Raw genomic sequence first — 15,843 nt, forward strand, 5'->3', positions numbered from 1 at the left:
GTTTGAAGGACCTCTCGTAACGTGTTGTTACCAAATCACCCGCAGGCAACGGGACGGTAAAGCTCACGCTCCGGCGATCTCCAGGGCCGGGTTTTCCACGAGCAGCTGCATCAGGCGCCGTTCGCCCTCGACCACCTTGAACGACCGATAATCGCCAATGCCGTCGAGCTGCCGCTCGCGTTCGCGGATCGCCAGCTCCTTGGCCCGCTCGTAGCCGTAATGCTCGACCCTGAACGACTTGGTGACACTGCTGCCGTTGCGCAGCGTGGTCCGCGCCACCCAATAGGCAATGCCGGTGTAGCAGCGGTAATGCACCCCCGGATAGCCGCTGGTGTTGGTGGCGATGATGCGTTGACGGATGTCGCGGCTGAGCTTGGGCAGGTGCGCCAGCAGCAATTGGTCACGGCACGCGTCGGCGGCTTGGCGTGCCGGGTCACGGCCCCCGTAGCGGGAGAATGAGAAGAGCCGGTTGAAGGTCCTGCCATCGCGGTAGATCGTCACCTTCCAGGCACGCGGGCCCTTGACGCCGACCAGCAGGTGGATACCGTAATCGTTGGCTTTGAGCTTACTGACGCGGCGCCTTTTATTGTTTCTCTTGGGCACTTTCTGTCTCCTCCTGGATAGGGTGGGGTCAAGGAAGTGCGCATGATCGGCGGCGGGGGAGGCGTGTTCAATCCGACAAGGAGCGAACAGGAAATGCCCTACAAAGCTTACAGACCGGTCCCCGGATAAGGCCGGTTTTGGTGAGGTTTGGAGCTTCGATTGACGAAAAAAATGCCGGCCCGTGGTCGGGTCGGCATTTGTTTGCAGCTGGAACGGCTTCACACCGGAAGGCGTGGCCCCCACAGGGTTTGAAGCGGACGTGATGGGGATCAGAACTCGTGGTCGGCGTTGTCCGGGTTCAGGTCGGTGATGCCCAGCTTGCCGGCCGCTTGTTCCATGGCCCCGGTCTGTTTGACCAACGCAGCAATGGCGTTGCGCACCACTTCGTTGCCTGCTGTATTGCCGGCCGCGATGAGCTGGTCGAAATGCTCGCCCTTGTTGGCGTGGTCGACGATGACCTGCAGCTTTGCCTGGGTCGCGTCGAGGTCGGCACGAACGGTCTGGTCGGTCGCAGCGTCGGCCTTGGCCACCAGCGAAGACAGGCTTGGGCCAGTCACTTTGCTGCCGTCGACGCGGGTGTACTCGCCCAGGTAAACGTTGCGGATGCCCAGACCGTTGTAGAAGTGCGAGTTGTGGGTGTTGTCACTGAAGCAATCGTGCTCGTCCTCGCTGGAATTGGCCTCCAGCGCGACTTTCATGCGTTCGCCTGCCAGTTCACCCAGCGACAGGCTGCCCATGCCGAAGAGCATTTTGCGCAGTCCGCTCTCGGCGGATTCTGCTTCCAGCGTGGCGCGGTAGTTGTCGGCGACGCCCGGTTTCCAGTTGTTAACCATTTCTTCGAGGTCGCTCACCAGCAGGTCGGTGACGGCCTTCAGGTAGGCGCGACGGCGGTCGTTGTGGCCGCCGGTGCCGCCCTGACCTTCGATGTAGTCGCTGGCCGGACGCTCGCCGGCGCCCGGGCCGGTGCCGTGCAGGTCCTGGCCCCAGAGCAGGAATTCGATGGCGTGGTAACCGGTCGCCACGTTGGCTTCCGAACCGCCGAGCTCGTTCAGGCTGGCGAGTTTTTCAGGGGTGATTTCGCTGACGTCGACTTTGTCCTCACCCACTTGCACGGACGTGTTGGCGATGATGTTGGCAGTCGCGCCCGGGTTGCCCAGTGCGTGCTGGTAATCCTTGGCGACGTAGTCGATCAAGCCTTCGTCCAGCGGCCATGCGTTCACCTGACCTTCCCAGTCGTCGATGATGGTGTTGCCGAAGCGGAACACTTCGCTTTGCATGTACGGCACCCGCGCCGCGACCCACGCTGCACGCGCTGCTTTCAGGGTCTGGTCATTGGGGGTGGCGAGGAAAGCGTCGACTGCCGTGCTGAGGGTTTTGGCAGTGGATTCGGCGTCGCTGAAGACGGCAAATACCATGTTGGCGTAGTTGGCGACCACTGCTTTGGTGGCGGCTTCGCTGGACTGGGTCGGTGCAGCGGCGGGGGTCGGCGCTGTGGCTGGGGCGGCGGCTGCGGCAGGTGCCGGGGCAGGCGCTGCAGCGGCGGGTTTGTCCTTGCCTTGATCACAACCGGCCAGAGCAATAGCGACAGCCAGCAGACTTGCGGTTGCCAGGGGCATACGAATCATGACGGAATCCTGCATCGAGAAGAGGTGTAAACGGTGGCGAACGCCAAAAAATGCTGCGCCATAATGCGAAAGATTTGCATTCGGTGTAAAGGCCATTTGCCCAGGCAGTCTGAGGGAGATATTTCAAGCTGTTTCAAGGGAGAGGTAAGGTGCCGCGTCGCAATGGCGAGGGGGAATCCGCGCAACGGCTGCCTCTTCGTCGCAAGGCAGGCGTGCTACAGCGCCTCGCTGTGAGTGCGCTGGGCTTGCTTGAGGTAAACCAGCAGTTCCCGCGCCGGCAGCGGCTTGCTGTAAAAATAGCCCTGACCTTCGTGGCAACCCTCGGAAATGATGTACGCCTCTTGCTCGGCGGTCTCCACACCCTCGGCAATCACCTGCATGCCCAGGCTTTTGCCAAGCTGGATGATGGCGCGCACGATCGTCGCGTCGTCATCGTCGTCGAGCAAATCCTGCACGAAGCTCTTGTCGATCTTGATCTTGTCCAGCGGCAGGCTTTTCAGATAACTCAGCGATGAATAACCGGTGCCGAAGTCATCAATGGCGATCAACGCCCCGGAGCGGCGCAGGCTCAACAGGTGCTGGGCGGCGGTGGTGATGTCTTCCATCAGGCCGGTTTCGGTGACTTCAAGCTCCAGACTGCGGGGCGGCAAGCGGTAGATCTGCAGCAGGTTGTTCACCACCCGCGGTAATTCGGCGTGGTGCAGCTGCACGGTGGACAGGTTCACCGCCATGCGCAGGTCGCTGAAGCCCTGATCGTGCCATTCGCGCAGCTGTTTGCAGGCCTGATCCAGCACCCACTCGCCGATGGCGATAATGGTGCCGTTCTGCTCGGCCAACGGGATGAACAGGTCAGGGGGCACGAAGCCGTGTTCCGGGTGAATCCAGCGGATCAGTGCTTCGACGCCGACCACACTGTGGTCGCGGTAGCTGATCTGCGGCTGATAGACCAGATGAAACTGCTCGCGGGCCATGGCTTCGCGCAGGTCCTTCTCCAGCTCGCGACGACGGCGCATCTCGCTGTCGACGCTGGCGATATAAAACTGGTAGCGATTGCGCGAGCGGGTCTTGGCCAGCGTCATGGTCTGTTCGGCTTTCTGCAGCAGCTTCTCGGTGCTGTCGCCATCTTCGGGGAAAAGAGTGATGCCGATGGTGGCGCGCAAGCGAATCTCTTGCTGATCAACAGCGAAGGGCGCCTCCAGATCGTCGAGGATGTTCTGCGCCAACTCGGCGGCTTCATAAGGCTGTTCGATATCGGCCTGGACCAGCGCGAACTGGTCGCCGCCCAGGCGGGCGAGGGCGCCGAGACGTCCGCTGTGGCCGCGCAATCGATCGGCGAGGGCCAGCAGCAACTGGTCGCCGGCCTGATAGCTGAATTGTTCGTTGATGCCTTTGAAGTCATCCAGCCCGACGCATAACACCGCGACCCGATGCTGCACCTTGCCGGCGTCGACGAGGATTTTGTCCAGTTGCTTCTGCAGTTGCAGCCGGTTGGGCAGCCCGGTGAGGAAGTCGTATTGGGACATCCGCAACAGGCTGGATTCAGCCTCGTGGCGCAGGGTGGTGTTGCGCTCGATGGACGCCAGCAGTTGGTTGGCGGTGTTGACCCAGATCCCCAGCTCGTTTTTTTCGTGGCCTTTGAGCAGGGGCAGTTGGTGTTCGCTGGGGCGGTCGGGGTTGATGGTAGTCAGGTGCTCGATGATTCTCGACAGCGGTTTGGTCAGCAGCCAGTGGTACACCAGGTACAGGACCAGACCCAACGCCAGCGCGCGCAACACGCCGGAGATGAAGATGATCATTGAGTTGGTGAGGAAGGTTTCGCCGTAGGTGGCGGTGTCCAGGGTGATGCGCAGGTCGCCGTAGTATTCGCTGTACGGGCTGCGGCCGACCAGTTGGGTGGTGAAGCTGCGTTCCTGGCCAAGGATCAGATCGGTGAGCCAGCGGGTAGGGGTGACTTCGAGGGCGCGGGATTTCTCGGCGAGCACCGTCTCGTTGGGATGACCAATGGACGCCAGTCGCACCGCTTCGTCCTGAAACAACCCTTCGATGACCTGCATGCCCATTTCCCGGTCCAGGCTGTAGACGGCCTGTGTCGACGGGTCGCGAAACATGTCGAGGATACGCGCTGCGTCCGAAGCAACGGCCTGGCGGGTTTTGTATGCGTCGTAGACGATCTGTGCGCAACTGAGCACGACCCCCACGATCAGCGCTGAAAGCAGCACAACGCGAAGCAGCTTCACCGACAAGCTGTGTTTGAGTTCCAGCTTCAAATGGCCATTCCTTCATCCATGCTGATAGCGGCCTGACTGTGTGCACGCACGGGCAATGCAGGCATTCGGATCAGACGCCTCTGGCTTGCGCCTGACCCCATCAATCGGGAAAACACTTAACAGGCAGACCACTCAGGCTAACCGTACTGTGTCGGTCGTCCGCGGGAAGAACTTGAGCCCAGCCGTTTGAATCAGCACGAAATTTGATATTAGTCGGCTATCGCTTCCAGACAATACATAAACGACAAACAGAAGGCGAAAAAAAAACCCGGACGTGCCGGGCTTTTTTTATTCGAGCATTCAAGCATTCATCAGGCGGTGAAGCTTTTGCCTTCGAACTGCTCGGCAACGAACTTCCAGTTGACCAGGTTCCAGAACGCCTCGACGTACTTTGGACGCAGGTTACGGTAGTCGATGTAGTAAGCGTGCTCCCAGACGTCGCAGGTCAGCAGCGGGGTGTCGCCGCTGGTGATCGGGTTGCCGGCGCCGATGGTGCTGGCCAGTGCCAGGGAACCGTCAGCTTTCTTCACCAGCCAGCCCCAGCCGGAGCCGAACGTGCCGATGGAGGTCTTGCTGAATTCTTCCTTGAACTTGTCGAAGGAACCGAACGCAGCGTTGATTGCATCAGCCAGAGCGCCGGTCGGTTGGCCGCCGGCGTTTGGCGCCAGGCAGTTCCAGTAGAACGTGTGGTTCCAGACTTGAGCGGCGTTGTTGAAGATACCGCCCGAGGACGTCTTGACGATTTCTTCCAGAGTCTTGCCTTCGAACTCGGTGCCTGGCACCAGGTTGTTCAGGTTCACGACGTAGGTGTTGTGGTGCTTGTCGTGGTGGTATTCCAGAGTTTCCTTGGAGATGTGCGGTGCCAGAGCATCATGTGCGTACGGCAGCGGAGGCAATTCAAAAGCCATGGTAATTCTCCTAATCAGGTCAGTTGCGGTTTGCGCAAGGCCGATCACGGGCGGCCAGACAGAACTTACGCTGGCGAGTTTGTACTCTTTGCAGCGCAGGGGCTGGATCATAGCACCGGCCCCGGACCTTAACCACGCAACAACAGTGTGGGATAGAGGTTCCAGAGCATTGCGCCGAAAGCGTAGTGGCAGGCTTGGGTTTTCACGCCGTCCTGACCAATTGCACCGCCACGCTGAACATCATCACCGCGACCATCAGGTCCAGCAGGCGCCAGGTGGCCGGGCGCGCGAGCCAGGGCGCCAGCCAGGCGGCGCCGATCGCCAGCGTTGAAAACCACAACACCGAAGCGCTGGCTGCCCCGGCCACATAAGCGCCGGGCACTGCTTGCTGCGCGCCGAGGGAGCCGATCAGCAGGACCGTATCGAGATAAACGTGCGGGTTCAGCAAGGTCACCGCCAGGGCGGTCAGCAATACCGCGCGGCGAGAGCGCTGGCCGTGGGTGTCGCCGTTGGCGAGGCTCTGCGGCGACAACGCGCGGCGCAAAGCCATGGCGCCGTACCACAGCAGAAACACCACTCCGCCCCAGCGCGCCACCGCCAGAAGCGTCGGGTTGTGGGCCAGCACATTGGCCAGCCCGAACACGCCGGCGGCCACCAACAGGGCGTCGCACACGATGCACAGCAAGGCCACGGACAGGTGGTGTTCGCGACGCAGACTTTGCGCCAGCACGTAAGCGTTCTGGGTGCCGATGGCCATGATCAGCCCGAGGGAAACCAACAGGCCATTGAGGTAGCTTTGCCACATGATGTCGGGCCTCGATCAGTTCAGGGATGGACGGGATCAGGCGCTCGTCGCCAGTGCGCGCAAGGTGCTCATGGCCTCCAGCGCGTCGTCCTTACCCACGAAAAGATGGTCGTGGTAAAAGCCCGCGACCACGTTGCAACTGATGCCCGCCTGCCCCAGTGCGCTGGCGAACGCGGCGGTCAGCCCGACGGCCGCGAGTGAGGAATGGACGGTCAGGGTAATCCAGGCCATGACGTAATCGCTGGCCAGGCCCAGGTGCTGCGCCTGGCTGCGTTCAAGTATGACGGTCAGGCCTTCACGCTCCCTGAAGCTGCCGATCACCTCGACACCTTGCACGTGGCTGCTGTCAGCCACGGTGCAGAACACGTAATCACCTTCGTTCAGTTCGGGGTCCATGCTGCGCAGCAACGCGCTGAGGGAGGTTTCGCCAGTCATTGATATTCGCCGTTTGTTGAGGTGGGCATCAGTCAGTGGTGGCGATTGTCAGGCGAGAGCGAGTATAAGAAAAACCAATAAAGCTCATCACCCATTAGAGAAAATGATGTTCGACTACAAGTTGCTTTCCGCGCTGGCGGCGGTGATCGAGCAAGCCGGATTCGAGCGTGCTGCACAGGTGCTTGGCCTTTCGCAGTCGGCGGTGTCCCAGCGCATCAAGCTGCTGGAGGCGCGGGTCGGCCAGCCAGTACTGGTCCGGGCGACGCCGCCCACGCCGACAGACATCGGCCGGCGCTTGCTCAACCATGTCCAGCAGGTGCGCTTGCTGGAGCGGGATCTGCAAAGCGTGGTGCCCGCGCTGGACGAAGGCGGCATGCCCGAGCGCCTGCGCATCGCACTGAACGCCGACAGCCTGGCGACTTGGTGGGCCCTCGCGGTCGGCGACTTCTGTGCCGAGCATCGATTGCTCACTGATCTCGTGGTTGAGGATCAGGATGTCGGGCTCAAACGCATGCGCGCCGGTGACGTGGCCGCGTGTCTGTGCGGCAGTGAACGGCCGGTGGCGGGGGCGCGAAGTGTGTTGCTCGGCGCCATGCGCTACCGGGCGCTGGCCAGCCCTGACTTCATCGATCGGCATTTCCCGCAGGGCGTGACGCCGCAAGCGGTCGCCCGATCGCCCGCGCTGGTGTTCGGCCCGGATGATTTCCTGCAGCACCGCTACCTCGCTTCGCTGGGCGTCGAAGGCGGATTCGAGCATCATTTGTGTCCCTCGTCCGAAGGCTTCATGCGCATGGTCGAAGCCGGAATGGGCTGGGGACTGGTGCCGGAATTGCAGGTCCGCGGGCAATTGGCGAGCGGTCAACTGGTCGAGTTGCTGGCCGATCACTGCATTGATGTACCGTTGTACTGGCATCATTGGCGCAATGGCGGTCGCTTGCTGACGGAGCTGACGGACCATCTGGCGAAAAAAGCGGGGCAATGGCTGGTGCCGTTGCAGCCTGAGTGAACGTCAGTAGTCGACGCAGCAGATTGTAGGATCGGTCGCAGAACAGCCGCGGCGATCACAGGCAAAAGATGATTAAACGGAGCAGGCAATGAAAATTCTGGTCACCGGCGCAGGCGGCTTCATTGGCGGACGCTTCGCGCGTTTCGCGCTGGAGCAAGGCTTGAACGTCCGGGTCAACGGCCGTCGTGCGGAGGGTGTCGAGCATCTGGTGCGGCGCGGGGCCGAGTTCATCCAGGGCGATCTTTCCGATCCGGAACTCGTTCATGCGCTGTGTGACGACGTCGAAGCCGTGGTCCATTGCGCGGGTGCGGTGGGCACATGGGGACGACGCCAGGACTTCCATCAGGGCAACGTTCAAGTCACCGAAAACGTCGTTGAAGCCTGCCTGAAACAGAGAGTCCGGCGGTTGGTGCATCTGTCCTCGCCCTCGATCTATTTCGATGGCCGATCGCACCTCGATATCCGTGAGGAGCAAGTGCCCAAGCGCTTCGGCAATCACTACGCCGCGACCAAATACCTGGCCGAGCAAAAAGTATTTGGTGCTGAAGAGTTCGGTCTGGAAGTGATCGCCCTGCGTCCTCGTTTTGTGACGGGCGCAGGTGACACGAGTATTTTCCCGCGACTGCTGGAGATGCAGCGCAAGAATCGTCTGTCGATCATCGGCAACGGACTGAACAAGGTCGATTTCACCAGCATTCAAAACCTCAATGAAGCGCTGCTCAGCAGTCTGCTGGCGGCGGGTTCGGCGCTGGGCAAGGCCTACAACATCAGTAATGGCGCGCCGGTGCCGCTCTGGGACGTGGTCAATTACGTGATGCGCCAGATGGAATTACCGCCTGTAAGGCGTTATCGGTCTTACGGCCTGGCGTACACCGCCGCGGCCATGAACGAGGCGGCGTGCCTGATCTGGCCCGGGCAACCTGAACCGACGCTGTCGCGCATCGGGATACAGGTGATGAGCCGGGATTTCACGCTTGATATCAATCGCGCCAGGCATTATCTGGATTACCAGCCCGACGTCAGCGTGTGGACCGCCCTCGACGAGTTCTGCGGCTGGTGGAAAGCCCAGCACGGCGGCGCGTTGTAAAAGGCTTCAACATCCGTGGTTATACTGCGAGCCATTCAGATTCAGCGGTTTTTTCAAAGGTAAATCCATGCGCAAAGATCCCTATGACGACGTCGATGACGTCCCGAGCCTCAGCGCCAAAGACGATGACGATGACTTTCTGCCGCCACCGGGCGCCCGCGAGCGCACGACGGTGTATTCCCGTGACACGCCGGTGGTGAAGGTGAAGGCGCCCGGTACCGGTGCGTTGTGGGCGTTGATCTGTGTGCTGTTTATCGCGTTTTGCGGCCTGGGCTGGTGGAGTTTTCAGCAGGTCTCTTTGATGGAGCAGCAGTTGGTGGCGACGCAGGAAAGCTTCGCGCGCATCAGTGAGGAGGCGGCGGGGCGCTTGCAGGATATTTCCGGCAAGGTGGTGGCCACCGAGTCGATGGCGAGCAGCAGCGAGGCGCTGAAGGCGCAGATCAAGCAGTTGCAGGATCAGTTGGCTGATCAGAGCAAGCAGCAGCAGGGCGTGGCAGGTTTGCAGGGCGGGCTGGACAAACGGCTGGAGCAGATCAGTACGCAGAGTGCGCAGCAGCAGGCGGTCAATCAGCAGTTGCAGGATCAGTTGAAGGCCGTGACCACGGAGCTGGCGGCGTTGAAGGCGGCGATGCCGGATGGCAAGTCGGCGCAGTCTGAGCAGGAGCGTCTGGAGTCGCAGTTGAAGGGCTTGAGCGCGGACGTGGCGAGTCTGAAGAAGGCGAATGGCAGTCAGGCGATCGAGCAGCTTGAGCAGGATATGGTGGTGGTGAAGAGTGAGTTGGAGAATCGTCCGGCAGCTGCTTCGTCGGGTGCCAGCACGGCGGAGTTTGATGCGTTTCGTGGTCAGATGACGCGGACGATCAACACGTTGCAGAGTCAAATTCAGACATTGTCGCAACAGATTAATGCTCGACCTTGAAGCAGCCCCCGATGACGTCGCCATTTGTGATGTTGTCGGGGGAGGTGACGCAGAGTGAAGTTGAGGCGTGAATGTTTAACTCTGTCCTGTAGGCTATTTCCGATTTTGATATTTGATATGGGTTTTGAGTTGCGTTTATCTTTTTTTGAATTACGGTCTAGCCAGTGACTCGCGATAACGCTGTTGGTTATCGCACACTCAGTGAGGAGCTTCAGTGACGAAGCTTTTTTGAAGAACGATACAACTCCAGCGAGGTGTTTCGTTACAACCGTTAAGGATGACTAAGATGAATGGATTCAACACTAAACACGGCCAAAGCCGCTCGATCGGTAAAAGCATCGTCAGCGGTGCAGGCCTTGCCCGAAATGCTGCGAAGCCGCCCAGAATCAAACCCGGCACCAGACCTCCCGTGACGAAGCCGCCGGTCGCAAAGCCACCGGTTACAAAGCCTCCGGTTATCAAACCACCCGTTACGAAGCCACCGGTTACCAAGCCACCCGTTACAAAGCCACCTGTGACAACTCCGCCCTCAATCAAACCGCCGGTCATCCGACCGCCTGCGGTAAAGCCAGTGAAACCACCGCAGTTGGCGGTTAAACCGCGCCCCCCCAAGCCAGTCACTACGGGGCCGGTCAAGCCACCCGCGTCGTTGGTGCTGCCGCCCAAGCCGCTGATCCCGCCTCGTCTGGCTGAAGTGCTGTCGATCGTTGATACGATTACCGGTGTCGTCTCGTTGCTGTATCCATTGGGGACGTATTTACTGCCGAGCGGAGACAAACAATTGCCGGACGGCCGCGTGGCGGATGCCGGGGGCGACTACATTACGGATGGGGATGGCAACGTCCAGTATCTGGACGGAACCATCATTTACGCAGACGGGACGATCAAGTTTCCGAACGGCACCTATCAATACACCGACGGCAGTTATCTGTATCCTGACGGCACTATTGGTTATCCGGACGGCACCTGGCGATTCCCGGATGGCACTGTTACGGATTCGGAAGGCAATGTGTTGGCTACTGATTATCCAGAGCTGTAAGTTGAAAAGTTTGCTGTAAAAAAAGCCCCGGCTCTTTCGAGTCGAGGCTTTTTTATTATCGATGTATTACTTTTGAACGGTGCAGCTTACAGCGTCGGGTAATCCACATAGCCTTCGGCGCCTTTGGCGTAGAAGGTTTCGGGATGAGCTTCGTTCAGCGGGGCATCCTTGGCCAGACGTGCCGGCAGGTCGGGATTGGCGATGAACGGCACGCCGAAGGCGACGGCGTCGGCCTTGCCGCTCGCCAGCCAGGCGTTGGCGCTTTCTTTGGTGAATTTCTCGTTGGCGATGAACACGCCGCCGAACGCTTCTTTCAGGCGTGGGCCCAGGCTGTCGTCGAGTTCACGTTCGCGGGCGCAGATGAACGCGATGCCGCGTTTGCCCAATTCGCGGGCGACGTAGGTGAAGGTCTCTGCCAGGTTGGCGTCGCCCATGTCGTGCGCGTCAGCGCGGGGTGCCAGGTGCACGCCGACACGGCCGGCGCCCCAGACGTCAACAGCGGCGTCGGTCACTTCCAGCAGCAGACGTGCGCGGTTTTCCAGCGAGCCGCCGTAGGCATCGGTGCGGGTGTTGGTGCTGGTTTGCAGGAACTGGTCGAGCAGGTAACCGTTGGCGCCGTGGATCTCTACGCCGTCAAAGCCGGCGGCCTTGGCGTTCTCGGCACCGACGCGGTAGGCGTCGACGATCTCTTCGATTTCAGCCAGTTCCAGTGCGCGAGGGGTGACGTAATCAGACAGCGGACGCACCAGGCTCACGTGGCCTTTCGGCTGGATGGCGCTCGGCGCAACCGGGGTTTCGCCGTTCAGGTAAGTCGGGTGGGAAACGCGACCCACGTGCCACAGTTGCAGCACGATCTTGCCACCGGCGGCATGCACGGCTTTGGTGACGTTGGCCCAGCCGCGCACTTGATCGTTCGACCAGATGCCCGGGGTGTCGGGGTAGCCAACGCCCATGGGCATGACCGAAGTGGCTTCGCTGATGATCAGACCAGCCGAGGCGCGCTGAACGTAATACTCGGCCATCATCGCGTTGGGCACGCGGCCTTCGTCGGCGCGGCAGCGGGTCAGCGGCGCCATGATGATGCGGTTGGTCAGTTCCAGGTTACCCATCTTGATCGGGTCAAAAATCGTGGTCATCGTGAAATCCTTAGTGCAGTCGGTAAAAGGTGGATCCGCAGGTTTCAAATTCGGGGAATCAGTTGGTCAAAGGGGCCATTTCGACATCGTTGCGCTGACGGAAATTGATCAACGTAACCAGTAGCGCCAGCACCGCCAGAACGCCTGCTGCCAGCGGCACGGTGGTCAGGCCGAAGCCATGGGCGATGACGCTGCCGCCGACCCAGGCGCCCAGCGCGTTGCCGACGTTGAAGGCGCCGATGTTCAGGGTGGACACCAGATTGGGCGCGGCCTTGCCGAAGGTCACCACGTTGATCTGCAAGGCAGGCACGGCGGCGAACGCAGCGGTGGCCCAGAGGAACAGGGTGATTTCAGCCGGGATCAGCGCCGTGCTGGTCCAGCTCAGCACCGTGGAGATCACTGCCATGGCGATGAACACGCCGATCAGCGTGGCGGCCAGTCGGCGGTCGGCGAGTTTGCCACCGATGATATTGCCCAGCGTCAGGCCGAGGCCGATGAGCATCAGCGTCCAGGTCACGCCCAGCGGCGAGACGCCGGTGACTTCGCCCAACAGTGGCGCAACGTAGGTGAAGAGGGCGAACACAGAGGCGGCGAACAGCGCGGTCATGCTCAGCGACAGCCAGATGCCCACGCCTTTGAGCGCGGCGAGTTCGGCGCGCATGTCGAGTTTCTCTTCATCGCGCTTGCTCGGCAGGAAGCGAATCAGGCCGATGAAGGCGATGACGCCAATCACCGTCACCGCGAAGAAGGTCGAGCGCCAGCCGGCCTGTTGCCCCAGTGCAGTGCCCAACGGGACGCCGAGGACGTTGGCCAGGGTCAGGCCGGTGAACATCAGCGCGACGGCCGAAGCGCGACGATTGGCCGGGACCAGATTTGCCGCTACCACCGACCCGATGCCGAAGAACGCGCCATGGCACAGCGCGGTGACCACGCGGGCGAACATCAGAATGTTGTAGTCCGCCGCCAGCGCGCAGAGCAGATTGCCGATGATGAAGACGCCCATCAACGTGACCAACGCGCCTTTGCGCGGGAGCTTGGCGGTGGCCATCGCCATGAACGGCGCGCCGATTGCAACGCCCAGGGCGTAGCCGGTCACCAGCCAGCCGGCACCGGGAATGCTGACGCCCAGATCGCTGGCGACGTCGGGAAGCAAGCCCATGATGACGAATTCGGTCGTCCCGATGGCAAAGGCGCTCAGGGCCAGAATGAGTAGTGAAAGGGGCACGTTGCGTCTCCTGGATGTGGGGCGAGGGGCTCAGAGCCGCTGCGTCAGTTGCTGCAAGAACGCCTGAATGACGTCTTCGTTGCGCCTGAAAAAATGCCACTGGCCGTGTTTCTGGTTGGTGATCAAGCCGGCCCGTTGCAATGTGGCCAGATGGGCCGAAACGGTCGACTGCGACAGACCGGCGCGCTGGTCGATCTGCCCGGCGCAGACGCCACCATCAATCGTGTGACGCTGATCGGGGAAGGTCGCAACCGGGTCTTTGAGCCAATCCAGAATCTGCCGGCGAACCGGGTGGGCGAGGGCTTTGATGATTTCGTCGATATCGATGTCAGTAGGCATGTCGTGCTCAGTGCAGGTGCGCTGTATCGCGATGGGGCCAACCTTATATCTATAAATCGCGATATACAAATATGAATAAGTGCTTAGGACGGGCTGGTTCGTTATATCGGGTTATAACGATATGAGCATGGCCTGATACCCCGGTGGGCCCTTCACCGGCATTCCCGCTTTACAGGCGCAGGGAATGCGGCGACTGTACGAGCGTCATTGCGAATGAGTCCCCGCACCTTCGGCGGAGTCAGGCGCAGAAAAAAGGCACGCAACAATAGGCAACAACCATGAATTACCTCGCACACCTGCACCTCGGCGGGCAGACGCCGGCGCAATTGCTGGGCAGCCTGTACGGCGACTTCGTAAAAGGCCTGCTGCCGGGGCGCTTCCCGGCAGACATCGAAAGCGCGATTCGTCTGCACCGGCGAATCGATGCATTCACTGATTCGCACCCGCTTATCAAGCAGGCACTGGGGCGTTTTCCCGATGGCCGTCGTCGCTATGCAGGGATCGCGCTGGATGTGTTCTTCGACCATTGCTTGGCGCGGGACTGGCACCTGTATTCCGACGAGCCGCTGGATACCTTCACCGGAAAGGTTTACCGCGTGCTGGCCGATGAGCCCGCGTTGCCAGAGCGTCTCGCGTTGATTGCGCCGCGCATGGCGGCGCAGGACTGGCTGGGTTCGTACCGTGAATTTTCGGTGGTGGGTGATGCGCTGGCTGGCATCTCGCGTCGCCTGACACGGCCGGAAGGCCTGGCCGGGGTCAACCAAGAGTTGCACGCGCTGTACCGACCACTGAGTGACGATTTCAGCGCGTTTTATCCTGATCTTCAGGCGTTTGCTCAGGCGGCCTTGGCGGCGGAACGTACCATCACCGGTTGAACCGCCTCACCGAACAGCGCGACCTGTACCGCCTGCTGCGCTTCGAACGCCAGCGCTGCGCGTTCTTTCCCCACAGAAGCGATAGGCGAGAGCAGCTGGATATGCACTTCACTCACTTCATTTGCGAACAGCCGACGCAGGTGCGAGAGCAGGTCGTCGTCGCCAATGAACGGCGCAATCTGATCCGGCTGGCCGTCCCGCACGTATTGAATGGCAACAGGCTGTACCGGCACGCCGGTTTCAATGGCGCTGGACAGCAGGCGGCCGTGGAAGGTACGCAAGCTGCGACCGTCGGTGGTGGTACCCTCGGGGAAGATCACCAGCGAATGCCTGCCCAGCAAGTGCTGGCCCATCTGCTTCTGAATCAGCTTGCTGTCGCCCGAGCCCCGGCGAATGAACAGTGTGCCGGCTTTCAAGGCCAGCCAGCCCGCCACCGGCCAGGTGCGCACTTCGGCCTTGGACAGGAACGACAGCGGCGCCAGCATGCCCAGCAGCGGGATGTCGGTCCACGACACGTGATTGCTCACCCACAACATCGGCTCGCTCGGCAGCTTGCCGCTGACGGTCACGCGAAACGGCAGCGCGGCACTCAGGCGCGCCATGAACCAGGCGGTCCAGCGCTGGCGACGGGCCATGGAATTGCCGATGCGCAGGCGTTCCATCAGGGCAAAGGTGCCGGCGATGCTCAAGCCCAGCGCAATCACCCAGAGCACCCGCACCACGCGCGCATGACTGCGCCAGGTGCTCATCACACCGCTGCCTTGAAGTGGCGAGCGTAGCGTGGGCACAGCTCGTCGCGCTTGAGAAGGATGAAGACGTCGGCGACCTGGAAATCTTCGTCCCAGCACGGCTCGCCACAGATCTTCGCGCCCAGGCGCATGTAAGCCTTGAGCAGGGGCGGCATCTCGCAGATCACGTTGTTGGGCAGGTCCAGCGTCGGCAGGGGATTCTTCGGTTCGGCGCGCAGGTGTTCGTTGCACAGATAACGTTCGCGCAGGCGTTGCATGATCGCGTGGGCCTGAATGCCGCCGTCCTGCATCGGAATGCTGGCGCAGCCCATCAGGTAGCTGTAGCCGCCTTCGTTGAGGATCTCGGCCAGTTCGCTCCACAACACGGCGATGGTGCCGCCGTTGCGGTAGGAGGGATCGACACAGGTCCGGCCCAACTCCAGGATCGGGCCCTGCAAATGCCGCAGGCCGTGCAGGCTGAATTCTTCTTCGCTGTAGAATTTGCCCAGGGTGCTGGCGGCCTTGTGGTCCAGCAAGCGGGTGGTGGCGACCAGACGACCGCTGCTCAGATCACGCACGCCGATGTGCATGCAGTGAACGTCGTAATCATCGATATCCAGGCCCAGCTCGGCGCCCTTGAGCCTGGCGTTGAATTCGCCACTGAACACACTGAAGCGCAACGCCTGTGCTTCCTGCAGGGCCTTCTCACCGACCAGGCGTTCAGCCTGCAGGCGACGTTCGGTTCGGGTGTCTCGAATGCTGGCGATCTGAGTCATGCGGCGTCTCCGTAATCCCGCCTTCGTCCAGGCGGGTCGACTGATTGTTCGAGCATTGCTGTACGAATTC

17 protein-coding genes are annotated in these 15,843 nt (G+C 61.1%); 5 read left to right on the forward strand and 12 right to left on the reverse strand.

Translation table 11 applies throughout. From position 1 onward, the window contains the following. Positions 1-63 precede the first annotated feature (63 nt). The 6 genes from IFT99_RS26570 to IFT99_RS13400 form a co-directional block, all read right to left on the reverse strand. Entirely contained in the window at positions 64-603 is a 540-nt protein-coding gene (locus IFT99_RS26570; protein ID WP_065992198.1) for an AP2/ERF family transcription factor, read from the reverse strand. Positions 604-872: 269 nt separating this feature from the next. Then, a complete protein-coding gene (locus tag IFT99_RS13380) occupies positions 873-2,228 on the reverse strand; it encodes an imelysin family protein (RefSeq protein ID WP_192132774.1) in 1,356 nt (451 codons plus the stop codon). 215 nt (positions 2,229-2,443) lie between these two features. Beyond that, positions 2,444-4,495 carry a putative bifunctional diguanylate cyclase/phosphodiesterase gene (locus tag IFT99_RS13385; RefSeq protein ID WP_065992207.1) on the reverse strand — a complete coding sequence of 684 codons (2,052 nt, stop codon included), beginning with the start codon at positions 4,493-4,495 and terminating at the stop codon, positions 2,444-2,446. Positions 4,496-4,806: 311 nt separating this feature from the next. Continuing rightward, entirely contained in the window at positions 4,807-5,403 is a 597-nt protein-coding gene (locus tag IFT99_RS13390; protein ID WP_065992213.1) for a superoxide dismutase, read from the reverse strand. Positions 5,404-5,605: 202 nt separating this feature from the next. Then, on the reverse strand, positions 5,606-6,208 hold the full coding sequence (locus IFT99_RS13395; protein ID WP_192132776.1) for a LysE/ArgO family amino acid transporter: 603 nt from the start codon (positions 6,206-6,208) through the stop codon (positions 5,606-5,608). A 36-nt stretch (positions 6,209-6,244) separates the two neighbouring features. Beyond that, positions 6,245-6,643: an ACT domain-containing protein gene (locus IFT99_RS13400; RefSeq protein WP_065992215.1), complete on the reverse strand. Its 399-nt coding sequence runs from the start codon at positions 6,641-6,643 to the stop codon at positions 6,245-6,247. Positions 6,644-6,749: 106 nt separating this feature from the next. On the opposite strand from IFT99_RS13400, the gene IFT99_RS13405 reads away from it, so the two are divergent. The 3 genes from IFT99_RS13405 to IFT99_RS13415 all read left to right on the forward strand — a co-directional run bounded on the left by IFT99_RS13405 (position 6,750) and on the right by IFT99_RS13415 (position 9,655). Further along, on the forward strand, positions 6,750-7,649 hold the full coding sequence (locus IFT99_RS13405; protein WP_192132778.1) for a LysR family transcriptional regulator ArgP: 900 nt from the start codon (positions 6,750-6,752) through the stop codon (positions 7,647-7,649). Positions 7,650-7,737: 88 nt separating this feature from the next. Then, on the forward strand, positions 7,738-8,736 hold the full coding sequence (locus tag IFT99_RS13410; RefSeq protein WP_192132780.1) for an NAD-dependent epimerase/dehydratase family protein: 999 nt from the start codon (positions 7,738-7,740) through the stop codon (positions 8,734-8,736). 67 nt (positions 8,737-8,803) lie between these two features. Further along, positions 8,804-9,655 carry an ATPase gene (locus IFT99_RS13415; protein ID WP_192132782.1) on the forward strand — a complete coding sequence of 284 codons (852 nt, stop codon included), beginning with the start codon at positions 8,804-8,806 and terminating at the stop codon, positions 9,653-9,655. Between the two features lie 198 nt (positions 9,656-9,853). Here the strand turns inward: IFT99_RS13415 and IFT99_RS13420 are convergent, their stop codons facing one another. Then, positions 9,854-10,204, reverse strand: coding sequence for a hypothetical protein (locus IFT99_RS13420; RefSeq protein ID WP_192132784.1), 351 nt, complete (start codon positions 10,202-10,204; stop codon positions 9,854-9,856). A 22-nt stretch (positions 10,205-10,226) separates the two neighbouring features. Between IFT99_RS13420 and IFT99_RS13425 the strand changes: the two genes are divergently transcribed. Then, positions 10,227-10,694 carry a hypothetical protein gene (locus tag IFT99_RS13425; protein WP_192132786.1) on the forward strand — a complete coding sequence of 156 codons (468 nt, stop codon included), beginning with the start codon at positions 10,227-10,229 and terminating at the stop codon, positions 10,692-10,694. A gap of 86 nt (positions 10,695-10,780) precedes the next feature. On the opposite strand, the gene IFT99_RS13430 is transcribed toward IFT99_RS13425, so the two are convergent. From IFT99_RS13430 to IFT99_RS13440, 3 genes are read right to left on the reverse strand one after another with little or no spacing between them, the layout of a single operon-like run. Next, positions 10,781-11,830: an alkene reductase gene (locus IFT99_RS13430; protein WP_192132788.1), complete on the reverse strand. Its 1,050-nt coding sequence runs from the start codon at positions 11,828-11,830 to the stop codon at positions 10,781-10,783. 58 nt (positions 11,831-11,888) lie between these two features. After that, positions 11,889-13,055 carry an MFS transporter gene (locus IFT99_RS13435; RefSeq protein WP_192132790.1) on the reverse strand — a complete coding sequence of 389 codons (1,167 nt, stop codon included), beginning with the start codon at positions 13,053-13,055 and terminating at the stop codon, positions 11,889-11,891. 30 nt (positions 13,056-13,085) lie between these two features. Further along, on the reverse strand, positions 13,086-13,394 hold the full coding sequence (locus IFT99_RS13440) for an ArsR/SmtB family transcription factor (protein ID WP_192132792.1): 309 nt from the start codon (positions 13,392-13,394) through the stop codon (positions 13,086-13,088). Positions 13,395-13,672: 278 nt separating this feature from the next. On the opposite strand from IFT99_RS13440, the gene IFT99_RS13445 reads away from it, so the two are divergent. Next, complete coding sequence (locus IFT99_RS13445) at positions 13,673-14,269, forward strand: acyl carrier protein phosphodiesterase (RefSeq protein WP_192132794.1); 597 nt, start codon at positions 13,673-13,675, stop codon at positions 14,267-14,269. On the opposite strand, the gene IFT99_RS13450 is transcribed toward IFT99_RS13445, so the two are convergent. After that, positions 14,230-15,018: a lysophospholipid acyltransferase family protein gene (locus tag IFT99_RS13450; protein ID WP_192132795.1), complete on the reverse strand. Its 789-nt coding sequence runs from the start codon at positions 15,016-15,018 to the stop codon at positions 14,230-14,232. The genes IFT99_RS13445 and IFT99_RS13450 overlap by 40 nt on opposite strands. Then, complete coding sequence (gene olsB / locus IFT99_RS13455; RefSeq protein WP_192132797.1) at positions 15,018-15,773, reverse strand: L-ornithine N(alpha)-acyltransferase; 756 nt, start codon at positions 15,771-15,773, stop codon at positions 15,018-15,020. Before olsB ends, IFT99_RS13450 begins: the two co-directional genes overlap by 1 nt. Positions 15,774-15,843 lie beyond the last annotated feature (70 nt).

This window comes from Pseudomonas sp. CFBP 8772 (assembly GCF_014841665.1).
Taxonomy (GTDB): domain Bacteria; phylum Pseudomonadota; class Gammaproteobacteria; order Pseudomonadales; family Pseudomonadaceae; genus Aquipseudomonas; species Aquipseudomonas graminis_B.